This is a genomic window from Streptomyces sp. NPDC032198 (assembly GCF_040636975.1).
Lineage (GTDB): Bacteria > Actinomycetota > Actinomycetes > Streptomycetales > Streptomycetaceae > Streptomyces.
Genome location: NZ_JBEZVL010000003.1, coordinates 276,628 through 296,961 on the forward strand (window position 1 = coordinate 276,628; position 20,334 = coordinate 296,961).

The 20,334-nt window shown below is 70.2% G+C and carries 16 protein-coding genes; 10 read left to right on the forward strand and 6 right to left on the reverse strand.

The window, feature by feature from the left end; genetic code table 11:
• Positions 1-177 precede the first annotated feature (177 nt).
• From AB0E78_RS09375 to AB0E78_RS09385, 3 genes are all read left to right on the forward strand, one after another.
• Entirely contained in the window at positions 178-2,724 is a 2,547-nt protein-coding gene (locus AB0E78_RS09375) for a ThuA domain-containing protein (protein WP_361829945.1), read from the forward strand.
• Positions 2,721-4,925 carry a family 16 glycoside hydrolase gene (locus AB0E78_RS09380; RefSeq protein WP_361829947.1) on the forward strand — a complete coding sequence of 735 codons (2,205 nt, stop codon included), beginning with the start codon at positions 2,721-2,723 and terminating at the stop codon, positions 4,923-4,925. Before AB0E78_RS09375 ends, AB0E78_RS09380 begins: the two co-directional genes overlap by 4 nt.
• A 134-nt stretch (positions 4,926-5,059) precedes the next feature.
• The gene (locus AB0E78_RS09385; RefSeq protein WP_361829949.1) at positions 5,060-7,162 is read left to right on the forward strand and encodes a HEAT repeat domain-containing protein; all 2,103 of its coding nucleotides are present in this window, start codon (positions 5,060-5,062) and stop codon (positions 7,160-7,162) included.
• Between the two features lie 68 nt (positions 7,163-7,230).
• Here AB0E78_RS09385 and ligD read toward each other — a convergent pair whose 3' ends face one another.
• Complete coding sequence (gene ligD / locus AB0E78_RS09390; protein WP_361829951.1) at positions 7,231-8,244, reverse strand: non-homologous end-joining DNA ligase; 1,014 nt, start codon at positions 8,242-8,244, stop codon at positions 7,231-7,233.
• A gap of 73 nt (positions 8,245-8,317) precedes the next feature.
• Between ligD and AB0E78_RS09395 the strand changes: the two genes are divergently transcribed.
• Positions 8,318-9,379 carry an ATP-dependent DNA ligase gene (locus AB0E78_RS09395; protein ID WP_361829953.1) on the forward strand — a complete coding sequence of 354 codons (1,062 nt, stop codon included), beginning with the start codon at positions 8,318-8,320 and terminating at the stop codon, positions 9,377-9,379.
• Here AB0E78_RS09395 and AB0E78_RS09400 read toward each other — a convergent pair.
• From AB0E78_RS09400 to AB0E78_RS09415, 4 genes are read right to left on the reverse strand one after another with little or no spacing between them, the layout of a single operon-like run.
• Positions 9,376-10,722, reverse strand: coding sequence for an LLM class flavin-dependent oxidoreductase (locus AB0E78_RS09400; protein WP_361829954.1), 1,347 nt, complete (start codon positions 10,720-10,722; stop codon positions 9,376-9,378). The two genes, AB0E78_RS09395 and AB0E78_RS09400, sit on opposite strands and share 4 nt — an antisense overlap.
• Positions 10,719-11,546, reverse strand: a complete 828-nt coding sequence (locus tag AB0E78_RS09405) for an ABC transporter ATP-binding protein (protein ID WP_361829956.1) — start codon at positions 11,544-11,546, stop codon at positions 10,719-10,721. Before AB0E78_RS09405 ends, AB0E78_RS09400 begins: the two co-directional genes overlap by 4 nt.
• Complete coding sequence (locus AB0E78_RS09410) at positions 11,522-12,385, reverse strand: ABC transporter permease (protein WP_361829957.1); 864 nt, start codon at positions 12,383-12,385, stop codon at positions 11,522-11,524. Before AB0E78_RS09410 ends, AB0E78_RS09405 begins: the two co-directional genes overlap by 25 nt.
• On the reverse strand, positions 12,382-13,467 hold the full coding sequence (locus AB0E78_RS09415; RefSeq protein WP_361829959.1) for an ABC transporter substrate-binding protein: 1,086 nt from the start codon (positions 13,465-13,467) through the stop codon (positions 12,382-12,384). The genes AB0E78_RS09410 and AB0E78_RS09415 overlap by 4 nt, the downstream gene beginning before the upstream one ends.
• 430 nt (positions 13,468-13,897) lie before the next feature.
• Between AB0E78_RS09415 and AB0E78_RS09420 the strand changes: the two genes are divergently transcribed.
• Both AB0E78_RS09420 and AB0E78_RS09425 read left to right on the forward strand, forming a co-directional pair.
• Positions 13,898-15,691 (forward strand): FAD-dependent oxidoreductase, encoded by a 1,794-nt coding sequence (locus AB0E78_RS09420; RefSeq protein ID WP_361829961.1) that lies wholly within the window; start codon positions 13,898-13,900, stop codon positions 15,689-15,691.
• 89 nt (positions 15,692-15,780) lie between these two features.
• Positions 15,781-16,728: a DUF3048 domain-containing protein gene (locus tag AB0E78_RS09425; protein WP_361829962.1), complete on the forward strand. Its 948-nt coding sequence runs from the start codon at positions 15,781-15,783 to the stop codon at positions 16,726-16,728.
• Between the two features lies 1 nt (position 16,729).
• On the opposite strand, the gene AB0E78_RS09430 is transcribed toward AB0E78_RS09425, so the two are convergent.
• Positions 16,730-17,197, reverse strand: a complete 468-nt coding sequence (locus AB0E78_RS09430) for a MarR family transcriptional regulator (RefSeq protein WP_361829964.1) — start codon at positions 17,195-17,197, stop codon at positions 16,730-16,732.
• A 190-nt stretch (positions 17,198-17,387) separates the two neighbouring features.
• On the opposite strand from AB0E78_RS09430, the gene AB0E78_RS09435 reads away from it, so the two are divergent.
• The 4 genes from AB0E78_RS09435 (at position 17,388) to pcaG (ending at position 20,290) form a co-directional block, all read left to right on the forward strand.
• Entirely contained in the window at positions 17,388-18,170 is a 783-nt protein-coding gene (locus AB0E78_RS09435; protein WP_361829965.1) for a CoA transferase subunit A, read from the forward strand.
• Positions 18,170-18,862 (forward strand): CoA transferase subunit B, encoded by a 693-nt coding sequence (locus AB0E78_RS09440; RefSeq protein WP_361829966.1) that lies wholly within the window; start codon positions 18,170-18,172, stop codon positions 18,860-18,862. Before AB0E78_RS09435 ends, AB0E78_RS09440 begins: the two co-directional genes overlap by 1 nt.
• A gap of 103 nt (positions 18,863-18,965) precedes the next feature.
• On the forward strand, positions 18,966-19,736 hold the full coding sequence (gene pcaH / locus AB0E78_RS09445) for a protocatechuate 3,4-dioxygenase subunit beta (RefSeq protein ID WP_361830435.1): 771 nt from the start codon (positions 18,966-18,968) through the stop codon (positions 19,734-19,736).
• Positions 19,736-20,290: a protocatechuate 3,4-dioxygenase subunit alpha gene (gene pcaG, locus AB0E78_RS09450; protein WP_361829968.1), complete on the forward strand. Its 555-nt coding sequence runs from the start codon at positions 19,736-19,738 to the stop codon at positions 20,288-20,290. The genes pcaH and pcaG overlap by 1 nt, the downstream gene beginning before the upstream one ends.
• Positions 20,291-20,334: the final 44 nt, after the last annotated feature.

Consider the following 20,334-nt stretch of genomic DNA (forward strand, 5'->3'; position numbering starts at 1 on the left):
GAGACTGACGGGGCGCAGGTGGCCCCCGAGACGGCCACACGGTATCGGGGGGATCTTCGTTTATCCACACGCAGGACAAAGTTCGCGGAATTCCGGTGTTACCTATTGGCGCGTGGCAAAAAGAGGTCTAGCTTCATCCGCGCCTGTTGCTGTGACCGACGAGGGGTGGGTGTACTCATGCGGCTCACACCGCATCAAGAGCCCTTGGCTGTACGAGGGTTGAGCAGAGCCAGAAGCAGACCGAACCGCCACGACCGGAACCGGGCCCGCTCACGCCGTGCCTGGGCCGCCGCGCTGATCTCCGGGGCCCTGGTCACCGGTGCGCTCTCCACACAGGCCGCCACCGCGCGGCCTTATCCCGAACCACCGTTGACAACGATGTCCCTTCCCTCGCCGCCCGGCCAGGCGAACGTGCGGGTGCTCGTCTTCCACGGATCGGCGGCGGGCGGCGACGAGTCGCCGGTCGTGAACGCCGGCATCGAGGCCATCGAGAAGATCGGCCAATCCGGCCCGGCCGCCCAGCGGTTCAAGATCGAGGCGACCGACGACCCGGCGGTCTTCACGAACGAGGCCAAGCTCGGCAAGTTCAACGCGGTCGCCTTCCTGACCGGCGGCGGCGACATCCTCGACCCCGAGCAGGAGGCGGGCCTCGAGGCCTACATGGAGGCGGGCGGCGGCTTCGTCGGCATCCATGACGCGGCCCGCGCCGAGCCGTACTCGACCTGGTTCACCGGCCTGATCGGCGCACGCCCGGCCGATTCGAGCCCGACGAACGTGCAGCGCGCCACCGTCGAGGTCGGCGACCGGGAGAATCCGGCCACCAAGGACCTGCCCCTTCAGTGGAAGCGCCCCGACCAGTGGCTGAACTGGACCAAGAACCCGACCGGCGAGGTCCACACCGTGGCCCGCGTGCGCGAGTCGACGTACGCGCCGGGCGAGAGCAAGAATGGCGCCGACCACCCGGTCTCCTGGTGCCGTGACTACGACGGCGGACGCTCCTTCTACACCGGTATGGGCGGTACGGCGGCCTCGTACGACGAGACCGACTTCCGCCAGCACCTGCGGGGCGCCCTGCTCTGGACGAGCCGCATCGCGCGCGCCGACTGCAAGTCGACGATCACCGCCAACTACAAGGCGTCGCGGCTGACCCAGCCCAACCAGCCGGGCCAGAACGACCAGATCGGCGAGCCGCACGGCCTGGTCACCGCGCCCGACGGACGTGTCTTCTACATCGGCCGCGGTGGCGCGGACTCCTCGCAGCCGGTCATCACCGACTGGAACAACCCCGACATCGGCAAGGGCAAGGGCGAGATCCACGTCTACGACCCGAAGACCAAGAAGTCGACCCTCGCCGGAGCGCTCACGATCTTCGGCAACAAGGGCGGCGGCGACGAGCTGATCAAGGTTGAGGAGGGCCTGCTCGGCATCGAGCTGGACCCGAAGTTCGAGCAGAACGGCTGGGTGTATCTGCACTACACACCCCACTCGAAGATCAACCGCGAGACGCACATGGCCGAGCGCTACGTATCGCGCTTCACGCTCGATCAGGCCACGAACAAGCTGGACCTGGCGAGCGAGAAGGTCCTGCTCAAGTGGCCCGTGCAGATCCACAGTTGCTGCCACGCGGGCGGCGGGATGGCCTGGGACTCCAAGAACAACCTCTACATCGCGACCGGCGACAACAACTCCTCGGGCTTCAGCAGCGGCTACTCGGGCAACAACCCGCAGCCGAACTTCAAGGGCGTCTCCTTCGCCGACGCCCGCCGCACGGCGGGCAACACGAACAACCTGAACGGCAAGATCCTGCGCATCCACCCGGAGGCCGACGGGACGTACACGCTCCCCGACGGCAACCTCTTCACCGGCAAGGAGCCGGACGAGGGCGGCGGCAAGACGCGCGGCGAGATCTATGTGATGGGCGTCAGGAACCCGGCGCGCATCTCCGTCGACAAGAAGACCGACACCCTCTACGCGGGCTGGGTCGGCCCCGACGCCGGTGAACCGTCGACCACCTGGGGCCCGGCGAAGTACGACACGTTCGCCGCGATCACCCACGCGTCCAACCGCGGCTGGCCGTACTGCATGGGCAACAACCAGCCCTACCGCGACCGCAATCTGCCGGACCCGACGAAGCCGCTGGGCTGGTACGACTGCAAGAAGCTCAAGAACGAGTCACCCAACAACGACGGCCTGGTGAACATCCCGCCGGCCGAGCCGAACAACATCTGGTACTCGCCGCAGGGCGGCGGCGTCGACTACCCGCGCGACGCGAACGGCATCCCGAGCTACAAGACGGCGGAGCAGAGGATTCTCCTGCCGTGGCTCAAGGGCGGCGGCCAGGCCACGATGAACGGCCCGGTGTACCGCTTCGACGCCGCCAGCACCAGTGCGGACAAGTGGCCTTCGTACTGGGACGGCAAGTGGTTCGTCGGTGACTTCTACGACGCCGACCAGCCCCGGCACGCGGTCCTGACCGACCCGAAGACGGTCGGCAGCGGCGGCCTGCCCGTGCACGCCGAGTCCCTGAAGAAGATCATCCCGATCGGCAACGACGGCATCAAGAATCTCATGGACTGGAAGTTCGCCCCCGACGGCTCGCTCTACGTCCTCGACTACGGGCGCGGCTTCTTCACTTCGGACTCCAAGTCGGCGCTGTGGCGCGTCACTTACTCGGGCGGCGAGGCCACACCGGCCGCCAAGGACCTGGCAAGGAAGGCCGGATGATGCCAGTCGTACGCAAGCGAAGACTCTGGACGGCGCTTCTCGCGTCGCTCCTGATGGTGCTCGGCCTGACGTCGACGGCCGCGAGCCAGCCCGACAACCCCGGTGCCGCGGCCGCCCAGACGCTGACCTGGACCGCGAACAACGGCATCGACAAGTACGCCTCCGCGCCCGCCACGGCGGTCGCGGGCGCGACGACGATCGTCTTCGAGAACAGCACCGCGACCGGCAACGACACTGGCATGCCGCACACGCTGACGTTCGACGTATCGGACCCGGAGTACAACAACGACGTACCTCTGAACATCCTGGCCAACCCGAACGACGACCAGGGCGGCAAGCACACCGCCGAGGTGACCCTGACGCCCGGCCGGTACCGCTACCACTGCACGATCCCCGGCCACGGCTCCATGCAGGGCATCCTCGTGGTGACCGAGGGCGGCGGCGAGGACACCACGGCTCCCGAGACCGCGGCCAAGGTCGAGGGGCAGACCAACGCCGACGGCGCGTACGTCGGTTCCGCCACCGTCTCGGTGACGGCGACGGACGCGGGTTCGGGCGTCGACAGGACCGAGTTCGCGGTCGGGGCCGACGGCGCCTGGCAGCCGTACACGGCGCCCGTGGTGGTCGACCAGGTCGGCACCCACAAGATCCGCTATCGAGCGAGCGACAAGGCGGGCAACGTGGCGGCGGAGAAGGCCGTCGACTTCACGGTGGTCCCGCCGTCGACCGACGACAAGACGCCGCCGGAGACGTCGGCCACGGTGACCGGCGAGAAGAACGACAAGGGCGAGTACCTCGGGATGGCGACCGTCACCGTGACGGCGTCCGACACCGGCTCCGGCGTCAACAAGATCGAGTACGCGGTCGGTGACGGCGGCGCCTGGACGGCGTACACCGCGCCGGTCATGGTCCACGCGGCGGGCGCGCACAAGATCCGCTACCGCGCGTCCGACAAGGCGGGGAACCCGGCGGCCGAGAAGGCCGTCGAGTTCACCGTGGTCACGCCGCCCGTCGAGGACAAGACGCCGCCGGAGACCACCGCGAAGGTCGAGGGCGACAAGAACTCGGACGGCGCGTACGTCGGCAAGGCGAAGGTGACGGTCACCGCGACCGACGCCGACTCCGGTGTCGACAAGGTCGAGTACTCGCTCGACGGCGGTCCGTATCTCGCGTACGCCGCCCCGGTCGTCGTCGACCGAGTGGGCCGCCACACGGTGGCCTACCGGGCGAGCGACAAGGCCGGCAACACCTCGGCGGCCAAGGACGTCTCGTTCACGGTCAAGGAGGGCGGCGGCGTTCCGGCGCCCAACTGCGCCGAGTTCGACGAGCGGTTGACGGTCATCGTCGGCACGGTCGACACGGGCATCCCGAACCGCGTCACCAACAACCGGTGCCGCATCAACGAGATGATCGAGGACGAGAAGGAGTGGACGTCCCACGCGCTCTTCCTGAAGCATGTCAAGAGCGTCACGGACAAGCTCCTGAAGAACGGCGAGATCGACCAGCGCGAGTACAACAAGATCAATAAGGCCGCCAAGCAGTCCGGCATCGGCAAGCCGGGCCAGACCGAGGGCTACCGCAAGATCTTCGACGGCACCCAGGCGTCCCTGGACAAGTGGGAGCAGGTCGGCGGCGGCAAGTTCGGCCTGAACCCGGACGGTTCGATCACCAGCAGCACCACCGTCGAGGGCATGGGCATGCTGTGGTTCCCGGAGCGCAAGTACGGCGATTTCTCGCTCAAGCTCCAGTGGCGGGACGACGCGCCGGGCAACGGCAACGCCAACGGCGGAGCCTTCGTGCGCTTCCCGCAGGTCCACGACCACCCGGAGGAGTCTCGTCCGGAGTGGGTCGCCATCAAGTACGGGCACGAGGTGCAGATGCTCGACCGGCCCGACGGCGACATGTACAAGACGGGATCGATCTACGGCTTCGACCGGGTGGGCCTCGGCGGCGCCGGAGTCACCCCGAAGGGCACGTGGAACGACTACGAGATCAAGGTGGTGGACCAGCACTACTCGGTCTACCGCAACGGCGTCCTGATCAACGAGTTCGACAACACGGGCGGCCAAGAGTTCACGCCGCCGCGTGGCGACGACCCGGGCACGGACGGGCGGCGTTACTCGTCCGGCTATGTCGGGGTGCAGGTGCACGGGGTCACGGATGTGATCTCGTACCGGGACATCAGGATCAAGGAGCTGTAGTCACCGGCTCCCCTGACCGGCTTCGGCCCCCGCACCCCGACCTGGGGCGCGGGGGCCGTTGTCAGTGGCGTGCGTCATGCTTCTGATCAACGGGATCCATGAGATCTACGGGATCGAGGCACGGGGGAACTGGCATGACGACAACGACGCTCACCGGGATCGAGGACGTCGACTGGGCGTCGATGAACCACGCGTACGGCGACGCGTCGGACGTGCCGGACCTGCTGCGCGGCCTCGCCTCTCCGGACCCGGCCGAGCGTGACGAGGCACTGGACGGGATGTACGGGGCGGTGCACCACCAGGGCGATGTGTACGACTCGACGCTCGCCTGCGTCCCCTTCCTCTTCGGCCTCGTCGCGGACGCCTCGGTCCGGGACCGGGGCGCGATCGTCGGCCTGTTGCGGAGCATCGCGGGTGAGGAGGTGCCCGATCCCGAGGAGGTCGGCGGGCTCTTCGAGGACGAGGAGGAGGACGCGGCCTGGGTGGCGAACTTCGTGGACGCCGCGGCACTGATCCGGGGGCGGGCCGACGTCTTCCTGGGCCATCTCACCGACCCTGACCCGGAGTTGCGCGCCGCGGCCCCGGGCGCCCTGGCCCACCTGCACGCCGACCCCGCGCGCGTGTTCGCCGCCCTGCGCGCCCGCCTCCCGGTGGAGCGGGACGGCGAGGCCGTACGGTCCCTGGCGCGGGCGGTCGGTGTGCTCGGTGTCCGCCACGTGGAGCTGCGGCCCGATGCGGGACGGCTCCTCGCCGAGATCCTCGCATCCGGCGGCGGGGATCCGGAGCTGCGGCTGACCGTCCTTGCGCAACTAGCCCGATGCGCGCCGGACTTGCTTCCCGAGGAGACGGTGGACATCGCCGTCGAGGTGATGCGGGTCGCGCACGAGGACGAGTCCGCCGCCGAGGAGGACGGGGCCGGCGCCCAGGAGGCCCCTGCCGAGCGGCCCCGTACGGACACGATGGTGTCCTACCTGCGCGACCTGGAGGCCGCTCACCGGGCCGGCATCGACGCGCACCTGGCCGACGACCTGCTCAGGGATCTGCACATCGCCCTGGACGACCGCACGGAGGAGCGGTTCGACCTGCTCCACGCGCAGTTGCGCGCCCCGGACTGGGGGCAGCGCATGGCCGCGGTCCACGAGAGCGGCCTTCTTCTGACGGGCTGGCGCGCACCGAACGACCTGGCGGTGGTTCTGCTCGCCCGGCAACTGATCGAGCACGACGAGCGGTTGTCCCGGGCGGCGCTGAACGAACTGGCGTGTGTGCACCCGATCGCTCATGTCGTGGCGGACGTCCTGGAGGTGTGCCTCACCGAGTGGGAGGACGACTGGGACCCCTCCGACTGGGAGGATTCCCTGTTCGGTCGCGCCCTGAAGGCACTGGCACTCCAGGGGGACGCACGGGCGGTGCCGTATCTGGCGGCGGTGCTGGGAAGCGGCGGGGGCGTGCCGGAGTACTTGGACCACTGGGTCGAGGCGATGGGCCCGGCGGCCGGGGCCCGGCTCGCACCGGTCCTGCACGGCCGTCTCGCCGGTCCGGGCCAGATCGCAAACGGGTACCACCGGTCGCGCCTCATCAGCGCGCTGGGGACGTGCGCGCCCGCCGCGTCGCTGCCCCTGCTCACGGCCGCTCTGTACGGCGACCACTGCGGGCCCGCGTGCACGGCCGTCGGGCGGTACGGCAGCGCGGCGGCGGAAGCGGCGCCGCGACTGCGGGAGGTGGCGTCCGACGCGTCCCAGGGCGACCTGCTCCGGCTGGACGCCGCGGACGCCCTGTGGTCGGTGACCGGCGCGTCGGATGACGTGCTGCCCGTGCTGCGCGACGTCCTCGGGTCGGACAGGTGGTTCACCCGTTCCCGGGCGGTGCGTATCGCGGGCAGGCTGGGGCCCGAGGCGGCGCCGCTCGTCCCCCGCCTGCGCGAGCTGATGACGGACGGCGCGAACCGGACGACGGAGACGGCGATCGCCCTGTGGCACATACGGGCGGACGTCTCGGAAGTCCTGCCGGTGCTCATCGACCAGTGGACGGCGGCCCCGGACTCCCGCCCGGAGACGGCCGCGTGCCTCCTCGAGATGGGGTCGGCGGCGGCTCCCGCCCTCCCGCTGCTCCAGCGTGAGCTGGCGTCCCCGCGGCGGCACAACAACTCCGGGGCCCAGGGCAACATGCGCTATGACGTCGCGAGTGACGAGGCCCTGCTGCGCGACTGTCGACGCCTGGTGGCCGCGCTGGAGCCGTAGCCTCGCCGCTCTTCGCCTCGCCTCGTCTCGCCTCTGAGTGCCTCTCCGCGCCCGGGGCGTGGCGCGGGCTAGTCCTCGTGCTTCGCCCGGCTCGGCTGCACGCGCTTCGGCTCGCCCGGCATCTTGGGGTACTCGGGCGGGTAGGGCAGGTTGCCGAGGCCGTGGTCCCGCTCGTCGCGCTCGGCGAGTTCGAGGAGGGCCTCCAGGGAGAAGGCGTGCTTCTCCATGTCCGCGTGCACGTCGCCGACCTGGGCGTACCGCTCCGGCATGGTGCCGATGTCGAAGTCCTCCGGCACCGCGTCGTCGACCTCGTCCCAGCGCAGCGGCGCCGACACGGGGGCGTGCGGCCGGGGCCGGACGGAGTAGGCGGAGGCGATCGTGCGGTCGCGGGCGGTCTGGTTGTAGTCGACGAAGATCCGCTCGCCCCGCTCCTCCTTCCACCACGCGGTCGTGACCGCGTCCGGCATGCGCCGGGCCAGTTCGCGTCCGCAGGCGATCGCGGCCCGTCGTACGCCGGTGAAGTCCCACCGCGGTTCGATCGGCACGAAGACGTGCATGCCGCGTCCGCCGGACGTCTTGGGCCAGCCCTGGAGGCCGTACTCGTCCAGGACGGCGCGCAGCTCGTGCGCGGCGCGCACCGCGTCGGCGTAGTCCGTGCCGGGCTGCGGGTCCAGGTCGATGCGGAGTTCGTCGGGGTGGTCGGTGTCCTCGCGCCGTACCGGCCAGGGGTGGAAGGTCAGCGTGTTGAACTGGGCGGCCCAGATGACCGCGGCGATCTCCGTGGGGCACATCTCGTCGGCCGTGCGCCCGCTGGGGAAGGCGATGGTGGCCGTGGGGATCCAGTCGGGGTGGTTCTTGGGGATGCGCTTCTGGTAGAAGAACTCGCCCGCGACCCCGTCCGGGAAGCGCTGGAGTGTCGTGGGGCGGTCCCGCAGGGCGCGCACGATCCCGTCGCCGACCGCGAGGAAGTACTGGGCCACGTCCAGCTTGGTGAAGCCCCGCTCCGGGAAGACGACCTTGTCCGGGCTGGAGAGCCGCACCGTGCGCCCGCCCGCGTCCAGCTCGACCGCTTTACCACCCATGCGGCCACGCTAGGCGCAACGGACGAGAGCCGCATACCGGGCGAAGACTGACGTATGGGCACAGAATCGAGTCATGGATCTGCCGGTGATGCCCCCCGTCAAGCCCATGCTCGCCAAACCCGTGGCGAGGATCCCGCCGGGCATGCAGTACGAGGCCAAGTGGGACGGCTTCCGCGCGATCGTCTTCCGGGACGGCGACGACCTGGAGATCGGCAGCCGTACCGGCAAGCCGCTGACCCGCTACTTCCCGGAACTGGCCGCGGCCCTGCTTGACCGCCTGCCCGCCCGCTGTGTCCTGGACGGCGAGATCGTGATCGCCCGGGACGGCCGGCTCGACTTCGACGCGCTCACGGAGCGCATCCACCCCGCCGCGTCCCGGGTGCGCACGCTCGCCGAGCGGACCCCGGCCTCCTTCGTGGCCTTCGACCTGCTCGCCCTGGACGACGAGCCCCTCGTCGACACGCCCCTCACCGACCGCCGCACCCGGCTGACCGAGGCCCTGGAGGGCGTGACGGCGCCCGTCCACCTCGCGCCCGCGACCACGGACCGGGAGCTGGCCCAGGAGTGGTTCGAGCAGTACGAGGGCGCGGGCCTGGACGGCATCATCGCCAAGCCGCTCGACCTGCGCTACCGGCAGAACGAACGCCTCATGTTCAAGATCAAGCACGAGCGCACGGCGGACTGCGTGGTCGCCGGCTACCGCTTCCACAAGAGCGGCCCCATCATCGGCTCGCTCCTCCTCGGCCTGCACGACGACGAGGGCACCCTGCAGCACGTCGGCGTCTGCGCCGCCTTCTCCATGCAGCGGCGCGCGGAGCTGGTCGACGAGCTGGAGCCGCTGCTGATGAAGTCGGCCGCGGGCCACCCCTGGGCAGCCTGGGCGGACGAGGCCGCGCACGAGACGTCCCGGATGCCGGGCGCGCCGAGCCGCTGGTCGGGCAAGAAGGACCTGTCCTGGGTGCCGCTGCGCCCCGAGCGCGTCTGCGAGGTCGCGTACGACCACATGGAGAACGGGCAGCGCTTCAGGCACACCGCGCGGTTCCGCACCTGGCGACCGGACCGCACCCCTGACAGCTGTACGTTCGCCCAGCTGGAGGAGCCGGTCCGGTACGACCTGGCGGACGTGCTGCGCTAACCGGCGCGCCTCTCGGCCGACCGGCTCGCGTACTGGCTCTCCGGGCGGGAGAGCCCGTAGTGGTCGCGCAGGGTCGTGCCCGTGTACTCGGTGCGGAAGAGGCCGCGGGCGCGCAGGATCGGCACGACCTGGTCGGCGAAGGCGTCGAAGCCGCCGGGCAGGCCTGGTGGCATGACGTTGAATCCGTCGGCGGCCCCCTGCTCGAACCACTCCTGGATCTGGTCGGCCACCTGCTCGGGCGTGCCCGCGATGACCCGGTGACCGCGAGCTCCGGCAAGGCGGTGCAACAGGGCGCGCACGGTGGGCTGTTCGCGGTCGATGATGTCGAGGATCACCTGGAATCGGCTGCCGTTGCCGCGCTCCCCGCCGGTCTCGATGAGCTCGCGGGGCACGGGACCGTCCAACTGCTCGGCGGTCAGCCGCAGACCGAGCATGCGGTGCAGGAGCTGCAACGAGTACTCGGGCTGGGTGAGTTCGTTGTACTCGTCGTGCAGGGCGCGGGCCTCGGCCTCCGTCGAGCCGATGAAGGGGCTGATGCCGGGAAGGACGAGCACCTTGTCGGGGTCGCGCCCGAGCCCCGCGGCCCGCTTCTTGAGGTCCGCGTAGAAGTCCTGGCCGTTGCCGAGGGTCTGGTGCGCGGTGAACACGGCCTCCGCGTACCGCGCGGCGAAGGCACGGCCGTCCTCCGAGGAGCCCGCCTGTACGTAGACGGGGCGGCCCTGCGGTGTGCGCGGGGTGTTGAGCGGGCCGCGCACCTTGAGGTGCGGCCCTTCGTGGTCGATGGCGTGGATGCGGTCGGTGTCGGCGAAGAGCCCCGTCTTCTGGTCGGCGACGAGCGCGTCGTCCTCCCAGCTGTCCCAGAGCTTGGTGACGACGTCGAGGAACTCCCTTGCCCGGTCGTACCGTTCGGCGTGCACCGGGTGCGCGTCGAGGCCGAAGTTGAGAGCCGCCTGCGGGGCTCCGGTGGTGACGATGTTCCAGCCCGCACGCCCCCGGCTGAGATGGTCGAGCGAGGCGAAGAGGCGGGCCAGGTTGTACGGCTCGCTGTAGGTGGTGGACGCGGTCGCGATGAGGCCGATGCGCCGCGTGACGGCGGCGATCGCCGAGAGCCAGGTGAAGGGCTCCAGGCGGAAGCGGCTGGCGTAACGGACGTTGTCGGCGAGGGCGGGCCCGTCGGCGAAGAAGATCCCGTCGAACGTGGCGGCCTCCGCCCGGCGTGCGAGGTCCTGGTAGAAGTCGATGTCCAGGATCCGCTCGGGGTCGGAGCCGTGGTGCCGCCAGGCGGCCTCGTGATGCCCGCCGGGGTAGACGAAGAGGTTGAGGTGCAGCTCGCGGCGGCTCATGCGACGGCCACCTCCTCCTGCGCCGCACGGCCGGCGCCATCGGCGCGCACGTGGTCGCCGCCGGGCGGGTCGTCCAGTACGGGATCGTCGCCGGACAGGTCGACCCCCAGCTGCCGCAGCAGCCTTCCCCGCAGCGCCGCGTACTCCGGGCTTCCCTGGCCCCGGGGCGCGGGAAGGTCCACCCGTACGTCGGCCGCGATGCGCCCCGCGTCCAGGACGACCACCCGGTCGGCCAGGGCGATCGCCTCGTCGACGTCATGGGTGACCAGGAGCACGGCGGGGCGGTGCGCCTCGCAGAGGCGGCGCAGCAGGGCGTGCATCCGGATGCGCGTGAGCGCGTCCAGCGCACCGAACGGCTCGTCAGCGAGCAGAAGTTGGGGCTCACGGACCAGCGATCGGGCGAGCGAGACCCGCTGTTGTTCACCGCCGGACAGGTCCGCGGGCCAGGCGTCCTCCCGGCCGGCGAGGCCCACTTCGGCGAGCGCCGCGTGACCGCGATCCCGTGCTCCGGCACCCGTCAGACCCAGTACGACGTTGTCCAGGACCCGCTTCCAGGGAAGCAGCCGTGCGTCCTGGAAGACCACCGAGACATCGCCGGGCGCCGAAAGCTCCCCGCTGCCCGCGACCTCGTGGTCGAGCCCCGCCAGGGCCCGCAGAAGTGTGGACTTGCCTGAACCACTGCGGCCGAGGAGCGCCACGAACTCGCCTGCGGCTATGTGCAGTTCGAGCCCGTCGAGGATCTTCCGGTCCGCGAAGGAGCGGACCAGGCCCTCGATGCGGACGGCCGCCCTCTCGCCCGTCAGCCCGCCAGTGTGCGTCGCCATGACAGCGCCTTCCTCTCCACGAGCCGTACGAGTGCGTCCGAGACGAGACCGAGGAGGCCGTACACGACGAGGCCGACGATGATGATGTCGGTCTGTCCGTAGGTGCGGGCGAGCTCCATCATGTAGCCGATGCCGCTGGTGGCGTTGACCTGCTCGACCACGACGAGCGAGAGCCACGCCGCGGTGACCGCGAACCGCATGCCGAGCAGGAAGCCGGGCAGCGCTCCCGGCAGGACCACATGCCGCACGAACCCGGCCCGTGAGAGCCCTACCGTCTCGGCGAGTTCGGCGTAGCGGCCGTCGATCGTCCGCAGCCCGTTGTGGGTGTGGATGTAGACGGGCACGAACACGCCGAGCGCGATGGTGATGACCTTCATCGACTCGCCGATGCCAAACCAGAGGATGAGCAACGGGATCAGCGCGAGCGACGGGATGGCCCGCTTGATCTGCACGGGTCCATCGATGATGCCCTCGCCGATCCTGCTGAGCCCGGCGGCGATCGCGAGAACGAGCCCGGCCGCGGTGCCGAAGAGCAGCCCGAGCAGGGCGCGTTCGGCGGATGTGGCGAGGTTCGACTGGAGCCGCCCCTCGGCGATCAGGTCACCGGCGGTACTCACCACGGTCCAGGGCGCGGAGAGGTTACGGGCGTCGATGAACCCCACGGCCGACCCCACTGACCAGAGCGCGAGCAGCAGCAGGGGGCCGATCGCCCAGCCGTACGGGACGGGCCTGCCGGGGCCGAGCCTGCGGCGGCGCGGCCGGCGGCGCGCCGAGGTCACGGGACGGGTACGGGCGGTGGATGTGTTGGCTTTGGTCAGGGTGGGCGCTCCAGCACTCATGATTCCTCCCCCGCACCGGAGTTGGCGGCATCGGCGCCCGCCTTGACGGCGTCCGCGGCGACCGACTCGTAGCGCCGGTCGAAGAGGACCTCCGCGTCGAAGCTCTTCTTGCCGGTCTCCTTCGCCAGCAGATCGACGGTCTTCTGCTGCCGCGCGACGGCGGAGTCCCAGTCGGCCGGAATGTCGGGGTGGCCGACGCCCTTGACCAGGTACTCGCCGTCCTCGCGGGTCAGGCCCTGGTCCTTGACGTAGTAGCCGGCGATCCACTCGTCGGGGTGCTTGTCGGCCCAATCGGCGGCGCGCGCCCAGGCCTTCACGAACTCCCGGATGGCCGCGGCCTTCTTGGGGTCCTTCACCGACTCCGTCGGCACCCACAGATGTCCCGGGTCGTCCCGCAGCCCGTGGCGGATCGTCTTCGCGCCGTCCTTGCCGTACTTCGCCGGATAGCGCTTGATGTTGACCCCGCCGATCGGCGCCGCGTCGACCTGGCCGTTGCCGAGCGCGGACGGGTAGACGTCGCCGGTGCTGGGCAGTTCGACGAGCTGCACGTCGTCCTTGGTGAGCCCCGCCTTGGCGAGGATGCGCAGGACGAGGGCGCCCTGGGCCTGTCCCGGACTGTAGGCGATCTTCTTTCCGCGCAGGTCCTTCAAGGTATCGATGTCCGCGCCGGGCGCGATGCCGATTTCGTACGTGGGGTGCTTCAGCGGGTCCTTGCGGAATTTGGCGGCGACCAACTTCGTGTCGAGTCCCGTCCAATGGGCGTGGATGGACGGTATTTCCGCGGCGGAGCACACGTCGAGGGAATGCGCGCGGAATGCCTCGGAGCACTGCGGGCCACCGCTGATGTTGGCCCATTTCACCTTGAAGGGAAGCTTGTCGAGCTGCCCGGAGAGTTTCAGGGCAACCTGAGTTTCCGGCGTCCCGATGGTGAGGGTGGTGTCCGGTTCCACTTTCTCCGGGATCTTGGCGGAGACCTGCTTGGCGTCGACGGTCGTGGTGGACGCGGCATTGTCGACGCATCCGGCCAGGAGCAGCGGGGCGAGGAGGGCAGCGCCGAGCGCCGCCCGTTTATGTGTGGGCATGTGACCTACGACTTCTTCCCGGAGTGCGACCTTCACGGAAACGTGAGACTGAAATGAGCACCAAAACGCGTGCGTTCCGAAGGTCAGCTACACAGAGCGGTGGCGACGCGCATCAGATCAACAGCGCGCCGCTGCTTGAACCGCCGGGATATTCGCATGGCGTAGAAACTAGCCACGGCATCAAGAGAGGGTCAAGCCATCTCACCTCCCCCGGCTTTCCGGAAACGCAGCCTTCGCACTCCGGCCATACGTACGTCACAACGCCCCGTCCCGCGCCGCCACACCCCCGCATCATCCCGCCCCTCGGCCACCGGGATCTCATTCACGCCAATGTTCACGCCCGCGACCTCGCGCCGCTTCCACGTCACGGGGGCCGACCGTAATATCGCCCGCCGGATACGGGAGTTACTTACGGTAAGGGGGCCGGGCCATGGGGTACTCGGGAGCTGCGGGCAGTACGAGACGGACGTTCGTGGCGGGGGCGGCAGCGGCGGGCGGCGTGGCCGCGCTGGGGGCGGCGACGCTGCCCGCGGCGGCCGGTGACCGTGCCCCGCGGGCGGATCCGGCGAAGATCTCCGTGGCCGTGCTCGGCGGCGGCGTCGCGGGCCTGACCGCTGCCCATGAGCTGGCCGAGCGGGGCTTCGCCGTCACGGTCTACGAACGCAGGGCGCTCGGCGGCAAGGCCCGCAGCATGGACGTACCGGACAGCGCGAAGGGCAATCGCAGGCCGCTGCCCGGCGAGCACGGGTTCCGCTTCATCCCGGGGATCTACCACAACCTCCCGGACACGATGCGCCGCATCCCCTTCCCCGGGAACGCGAACGGCGTCTGGGACAACCTCGCGGCGCCGCGCGAGATGTCCTTCGCGCGCACCGGCCGCGAGGACATCCGGATGCCGATCCCGTGGCCGGGCAGCCGGCCCGAGAAGCTCACCCTGGACGACATCGCGCGGGCGCTCACCGCGCTCCTCGACACCGCCTTCAACCTGCCCCTGCACGAGGTCGCGTACTTCGTGAACCGCGCCCTGGTCTTCCTCACGAGCTGCGACGAGCGCCGCGACGACACCTGGGAGTCGACGCCCTGGTGGGAGTTCGTGCGCGCCGCGAAGATGTCGAAGGACTACCAGCGCATCCTCGCGATCGGCGTCACCCGCAACATCGTGGCGACCAAGGCCGAGGTGGCGAGCACCCGCACCGTCGGCACGCTCGGCGAGGCCTTCGTCTTCAACCTGCTCGGCCAGGGCGCGGACGGCCCGCCGGACCGGCTGCTCGACGCGCCGACGAACGAGGCGTGGATCGACCCGTGGGTGACTCATCTGAAGTCGCTGGGCGTGGAGTTCCGGATCGGCTGGAGCGTTCGGCAGCTGGGCTTCGCGGACGGGCGCATCACGAAGGCCGTCATCGAGGATCCCGACGGCGTACGACGTGACGTCACCGCCGACCACTACGTCCAGGCCATGCCGGTGGAGCACGCACGCAGCACGTGGAGCTCCGAACTCAAGGCCGCAGATCCGCAGTTGGCGCGCTGCGACAAGCTGCAGACGGACTGGATGACGGGCATTCAGTTCTATCTGACGGAACGTCCGCCGGTGGTGAAGGGCCACTTCAACTGCATCGACTCACCCTGGTCGCTCACCGGCATCGCACAGGCGGGCCACTGGCCGGACCGTGACTTCCCCGCCGACTACGGGGACGGCGTCGCGGTCGAGTGCCTCTCCGTGGACATCTCCGAGTGGGACAAGCCGGGGATGCTCTACGGCAAGACCGCCAAGCAGTGCACGCGCGACGAGGTCGCCAAGGAGGTGTGGGCGCAGCTCAAGGCCGCGCTCAACGACACCGGCAAGGTGGTCCTGAGCGATGGCAAGCTGCACTCCTGGTTCCTGGATCCGGGCGTCGGCGGTCTGGGGACGCCGAACCCGACCAACGAGGACGAGCTGCTCATCCACCCGGTCGGCACCCTCCACAACCGCCCCTCGGCCGCCACGAAGATCCCCAACCTCTACCTGGCGGGCGACTACGTGGCCGTGCCGATCGACCTCGCGACGATGGAGGGCGCCAACACGTCGGCGCGCCAGGCAGTGAACGCCCTCCTGGAGAGGGCCGGCTCGGATGCGGCGCCGTGCACGGTGACCTCCTTGTTCCGCGCCCCAGCGATCGAGGCCCTCAAGCGCCACGACCGCACGCGCTACCGGTTCGGTCTGCGCAACGCCCTCGATCTGGGCTGAGGACGGGAGAGAGCGAGAGAGGACGGGAGAAGGCAGGAGAGGGGCGCTAGATCACGGGAGAGCAGGGGCGTACGGGGTAAGAAGTCCGTATGGGAACGCGTACACGGACACGACGCATGACGGTGGCGGCGGTGGCGGCCGTCGCCGCCCTGGCCCTGGCGCCCGGCTGCACGCTGAGCAAGACCGACGGAGGCGACGGGAACGTGCCTGGGGGCAGCGGCGGCCGCGTACTCGCCGTGAAGATCGACAACGTGGGCCCGGCGCGTCCGCAGACAGGGCTCGACGCGGCCGATGTCGTGTACGCGGAGCAGGTCGAGGCGGGCCTGAGCCGCTTGATGGCGGTGTACGCGGGCCGGTTGCCGCCGGTCATCGGCCCGGTGCGCAGCGCGCGGGAGACGGATCTGGAGCTGCTGCGGCAGTTCGACGACCCGGCTCTCGCGTTCTCCGGGGCGCAGTCCAAGCTCCTCCCGCTGATCTCGACCGCTCCCCTGCGACCGCTGTCTCCAGGGAAGGCGCCGGGCAACGCGTACTTCCGTGGCAGCGGCAAACCGGCCCCGCACAACCTCTTCGTACGACCGAAGGCGCTCGACGCCGATCCGGGCGCCGGAGGCCTGCAGAGCACGGGCTTCCGCTTCGGCCCGCGCCCCAAGGGCGGCACTCCGGAACGGGAGCGCACCGTGCGCTTCCCGGCGGCGCGGTTCACCTTCACCTGGGCCCCCGAGCAGAAGCGCTGGCTGGTTTCCATGGACGGCGCGCGGGCCCGTACGTCCGACGGCAAGACGCTGGGTGCGTCGACGGTCGTCGTGCAGTACGTGAAGGTGCGCGAGTCCCGGTTCCACGACCGCTCGGGCAACAACACGCCGTTCACCGAGACCATCGGCTCGGGCAAGGCGAGCGTCCTGCGGGACGGCCGTGCCTACGACGCACGCTGGGAGCGGACCTCCCCGCAGGACGGCACGGAGTTCACGACGGCGGACGGCGGCGAGCAACTGCCGTTCGCGAAGGGGCAGGTGTGGGTGGTGTTCGCGAAGGCGTGACTCAGCCCCGGTGGGCGGCGACGGGCTCGACGGGATTGCGCAGGCCCTCCGCAGCGTCCGAGACCCGCTGGATCAGGTCGAAGAACGTGCTCTGTTCGTCCGCGGAGAGCGGCCCGAGGAACACCTGGTTCATCCGGGCCGTCCGCACGGTCAGCTTGCGGTGCGTGCGCCTGCCCTCGTCGGTGAGGTGCAGCAGATACCGGCGGCCGTCCTGCGGGTCGCGCACCTTGTCGAGCAGCTCGCGGCGGATGAGACGGCTGATGACCTCGGCGATGGTGGACCGGTCGAGGCCGACCCGCTCGCCGACGGTCCGCTGGTCGAGACCGGGCTCGGCGACGAGCGCGTTCAGGACGGCGAACTGCGGCGAGGTGATCTCCTCGGAGACCATCGTGTTCCACAGCAGATAGTGCGCCTGCTGCAGACGCCGGGCCAGGTGCCCGGGGTGGGTGGTCAGGTCCACCGCGGCCATGAGTTCCTCCACTGCCTTGGATCTGGTGTCTTGGGTCTGGCGTCTGGCGTTTTCTGTAGGTGCACTGAACAGTACTCGCCCTTGACGACCTAGGGAACGAGTGGCAGCGTACGTGCAATCTCATGGAATTAGTCAGTGCCCTGATTAATGGATGGGGCATCGAAGGCCTGGAAGAGATGGGGCTCGACGGATGGACAAGGTGGTGGCCTCGGCCGCCGACGCGGTGGCCGACGTGGCGGACGGCTCGTCCCTCGCGGTGGGCGGGTTCGGGCTGAGCGGTGTGCCCGGCGTGCTGATCGGGGCGCTGTACGAGGCCGGTGTGTCGGGCCTGCGGGTGGTGTCCAACAACTGCGGGGCGATGGAGTCGGGCCTTGCCGTCCTGCTCTCGGCGGGCCGGATCGCCCGGGTGACCGGGTCGTACATCGGCGCCAACAAGGAGTTCGCCCGCCAGTACCTGGGCGGCGAGCTGGAGGTGGAGATGATCCCGCAGGGCACGCTCGCCGAGCGGCTGCGTGCGGGAGGCTGCGGCATTCCCGCCTTCTATACGCCGGCCGGGGTGGGCACGCAGGTCGCCGACGGCGGACTGCCGTGGCGCTACGACGGCTCGGGCGGGGTGGCGCTCGCCTCGCCCGCCAAGGAGGTCCGGGAGTTCGACGGCCAGGAGTACGTCCTGGAGCGCGGCATCCGCACCGACTACGCGCTGGTGCGGGCCGCGAAGGGCGACCGGCACGGGAACCTCGTGTTCAGCAAGTCCACCCGCAACTTCAACCCGCTGGCCGCGATGGCCGGACGGGTCACGATCGCCGAGGTGGAGGAACTGGTCGAGCCGGGCGAGATCGACCCCGACGCGGTGCATCTGCCGGGGATCTACGTCCAGCGGGTCGTCGAACTGACCCCGGAGCAGGCGGCGGACAAGGGCATCGAACGGCGCACGGTCTCCGCGCCCGAGGCACGAGGGACGGTGAACGGCTGATGGCCTGGACCCGAGAGCAGATGGCGGCCCGCGCCGCGCGCGAGCTGCGCGACGGGCAGTACGTGAACCTGGGCATCGGGCTGCCCACGCTGATCCCCAACTACCTCCCCGATGGTGTCGAGGTGGTCCTGGAGTCCGAGAACGGCATCCTCGGCATCGGCCCGTACCCCACGGACGACGAGGTGGACCCGGATCTGATCAACGCGGGCAAGGAGACGGTCACCGTCCGCCCCGGGGCCTCCTACTTCGACTCGGCGCTGTCGTTCGGGATGATCCGCGGCGGTCACATCGACGTCGCGGTGCTCGGCGCCATGCAGGTCTCCGCGCGCGGAGACCTGGCCAACTGGGCGATCCCCGGCAAGATGATCACGGGGATCGGCGGCGCGATGGACCTGGTGCACGGTGCGCGCACGGTGATCGTGGCGATGACGCACACCGCCAAGGACGGCTCCCCCAAGATCCTGGAGGAGTGCGCGCTGCCGCTGACCGGCCGGGCCTGCGTGAACCGGATCATCACTGACCTCGGCGTCCTGGACATCACCGAAACCGGCCTGGAACTGGTGGAGTTGGCGCCCGGTGTCACCCCCGGCGAGCTCACCGCCAAGACGGCGGCCAAGGTCCACATCCCCGAAGCCGTCGGCTCCGCCGCTCCGGACGTCCTCGCCGAAGGAACCGGTCGTGAGCCCGCGTGATGTCCACGTCGTCGACGCCGGGGCGCGTGCCGCCGGGACCGTCACCCCTCACCTCGCCCCTCACCAGCAGCCGTACTCACGGAGACTCACGGAGCCGAGAGACATGACCCTCACCGAACCCCTGCCCGACGGGCTGAGCCAGCAGGAGATAGACACGGAGGTCGCCAAGGCGCAGGCCGCGGCGGCGCCCTCCGACCACCCGCCCCGCGACTACCCCCCGTACCGCAGCAGCCATCTCCGCCACCCCAAGCAGCCGCTGATCCCGCTGCGTGACCCGGAGGCCGTGGAGCTGAGCGGTCCCGCGTTCGGCGTCACCGACATCACGGCGCTCGACCGCGATCTGACGCGGCAGCACCTGGGCGAGCCGCTCGGCGAGCGGATCACCGTGTCCGGCCGCGTCCTGGACCGCGAAGGGCGCCCGGTGCGCGGCCAGTTGGTCGAACTGTGGCAGGCCAACGCGTCCGGCCGGTACGCCCACCAGCTCGACCAGCACCCGGCGCCGCTCGACCCGAACTTCACCGGCTTCGGCCGCTGCCTGACCGACGACGAGGGAGCGTACTCCTTCACGACGATCAAGCCGGGCGCGTACCCGTGGCGCAACCACGTCAACGCCTGGCGTCCCGCCCACATCCACTTCTCGCTCTTCGGCACGGCGTTCGCGCAGCGCCTGGTGACGCAGATGTACTTCCCGGGCGACCCGCTCTTCCCCTACGACCCGGTCCTGCGCTCGGTCACCGACGAGTCGGCGCGACAGCGCCTGGTCTCCGTCTACGACCACGATCTCTCCGCCCCCGAGTGGTCGCTCGGCTACCGCTGGGACATCGTCCTCGACGGCCCCTCCGCGACGCTCTTCGAGGAAGGCGACCACCACTGATGTCGTACGCCCCGACCCCCTCCCAGACCGTCGGCCCCTTCTACGGCTACGCGCTGCCCTTCCCGCGGGGCGGCGAGGTCGCGCCGGCCGGCCACCCGGACACGGTCACCCTGCACGGGTACGTGTACGACGGCGCGGGAAGTCCCGTCCCCGACGCGCTCATCGAGACCTGGCAGCCCGCGCCCGACGGCTCCCGCACGGGCGCGGGCGGATCGCTGCGGCACGACCCGGTCTCGGGTGGGGTCATCGGCCGTGACGGCGTCGCGTTCACCGGGTTCGGCCGGGTGCCGACCGACGCGGACGGCCACTGGACGGTCCGTACGCTCCCGCCGGGCGGCGTCTCGTACATCGCGGTCGCGGTCTTCGCGCGCGGTCTGCTCCACCACCTCTACACGCGCGCCTATCTGGTCGACGAGCCCGGCGACCCGCTCCTCGGCTCCCTCGACCCGGCGCGGCGTACGACGCTGATCGCCCGCCCCGAGGCGAGCCACACGTACCGTTTCGACATCCGCCTTCAGGGTGAGGGCGAAACGGTGTTCCTGGAGTTCCCGTGAGTTCCCTGAGTCCAGCGAGTTCCATGAGTTCAGCGAGTCCGGTG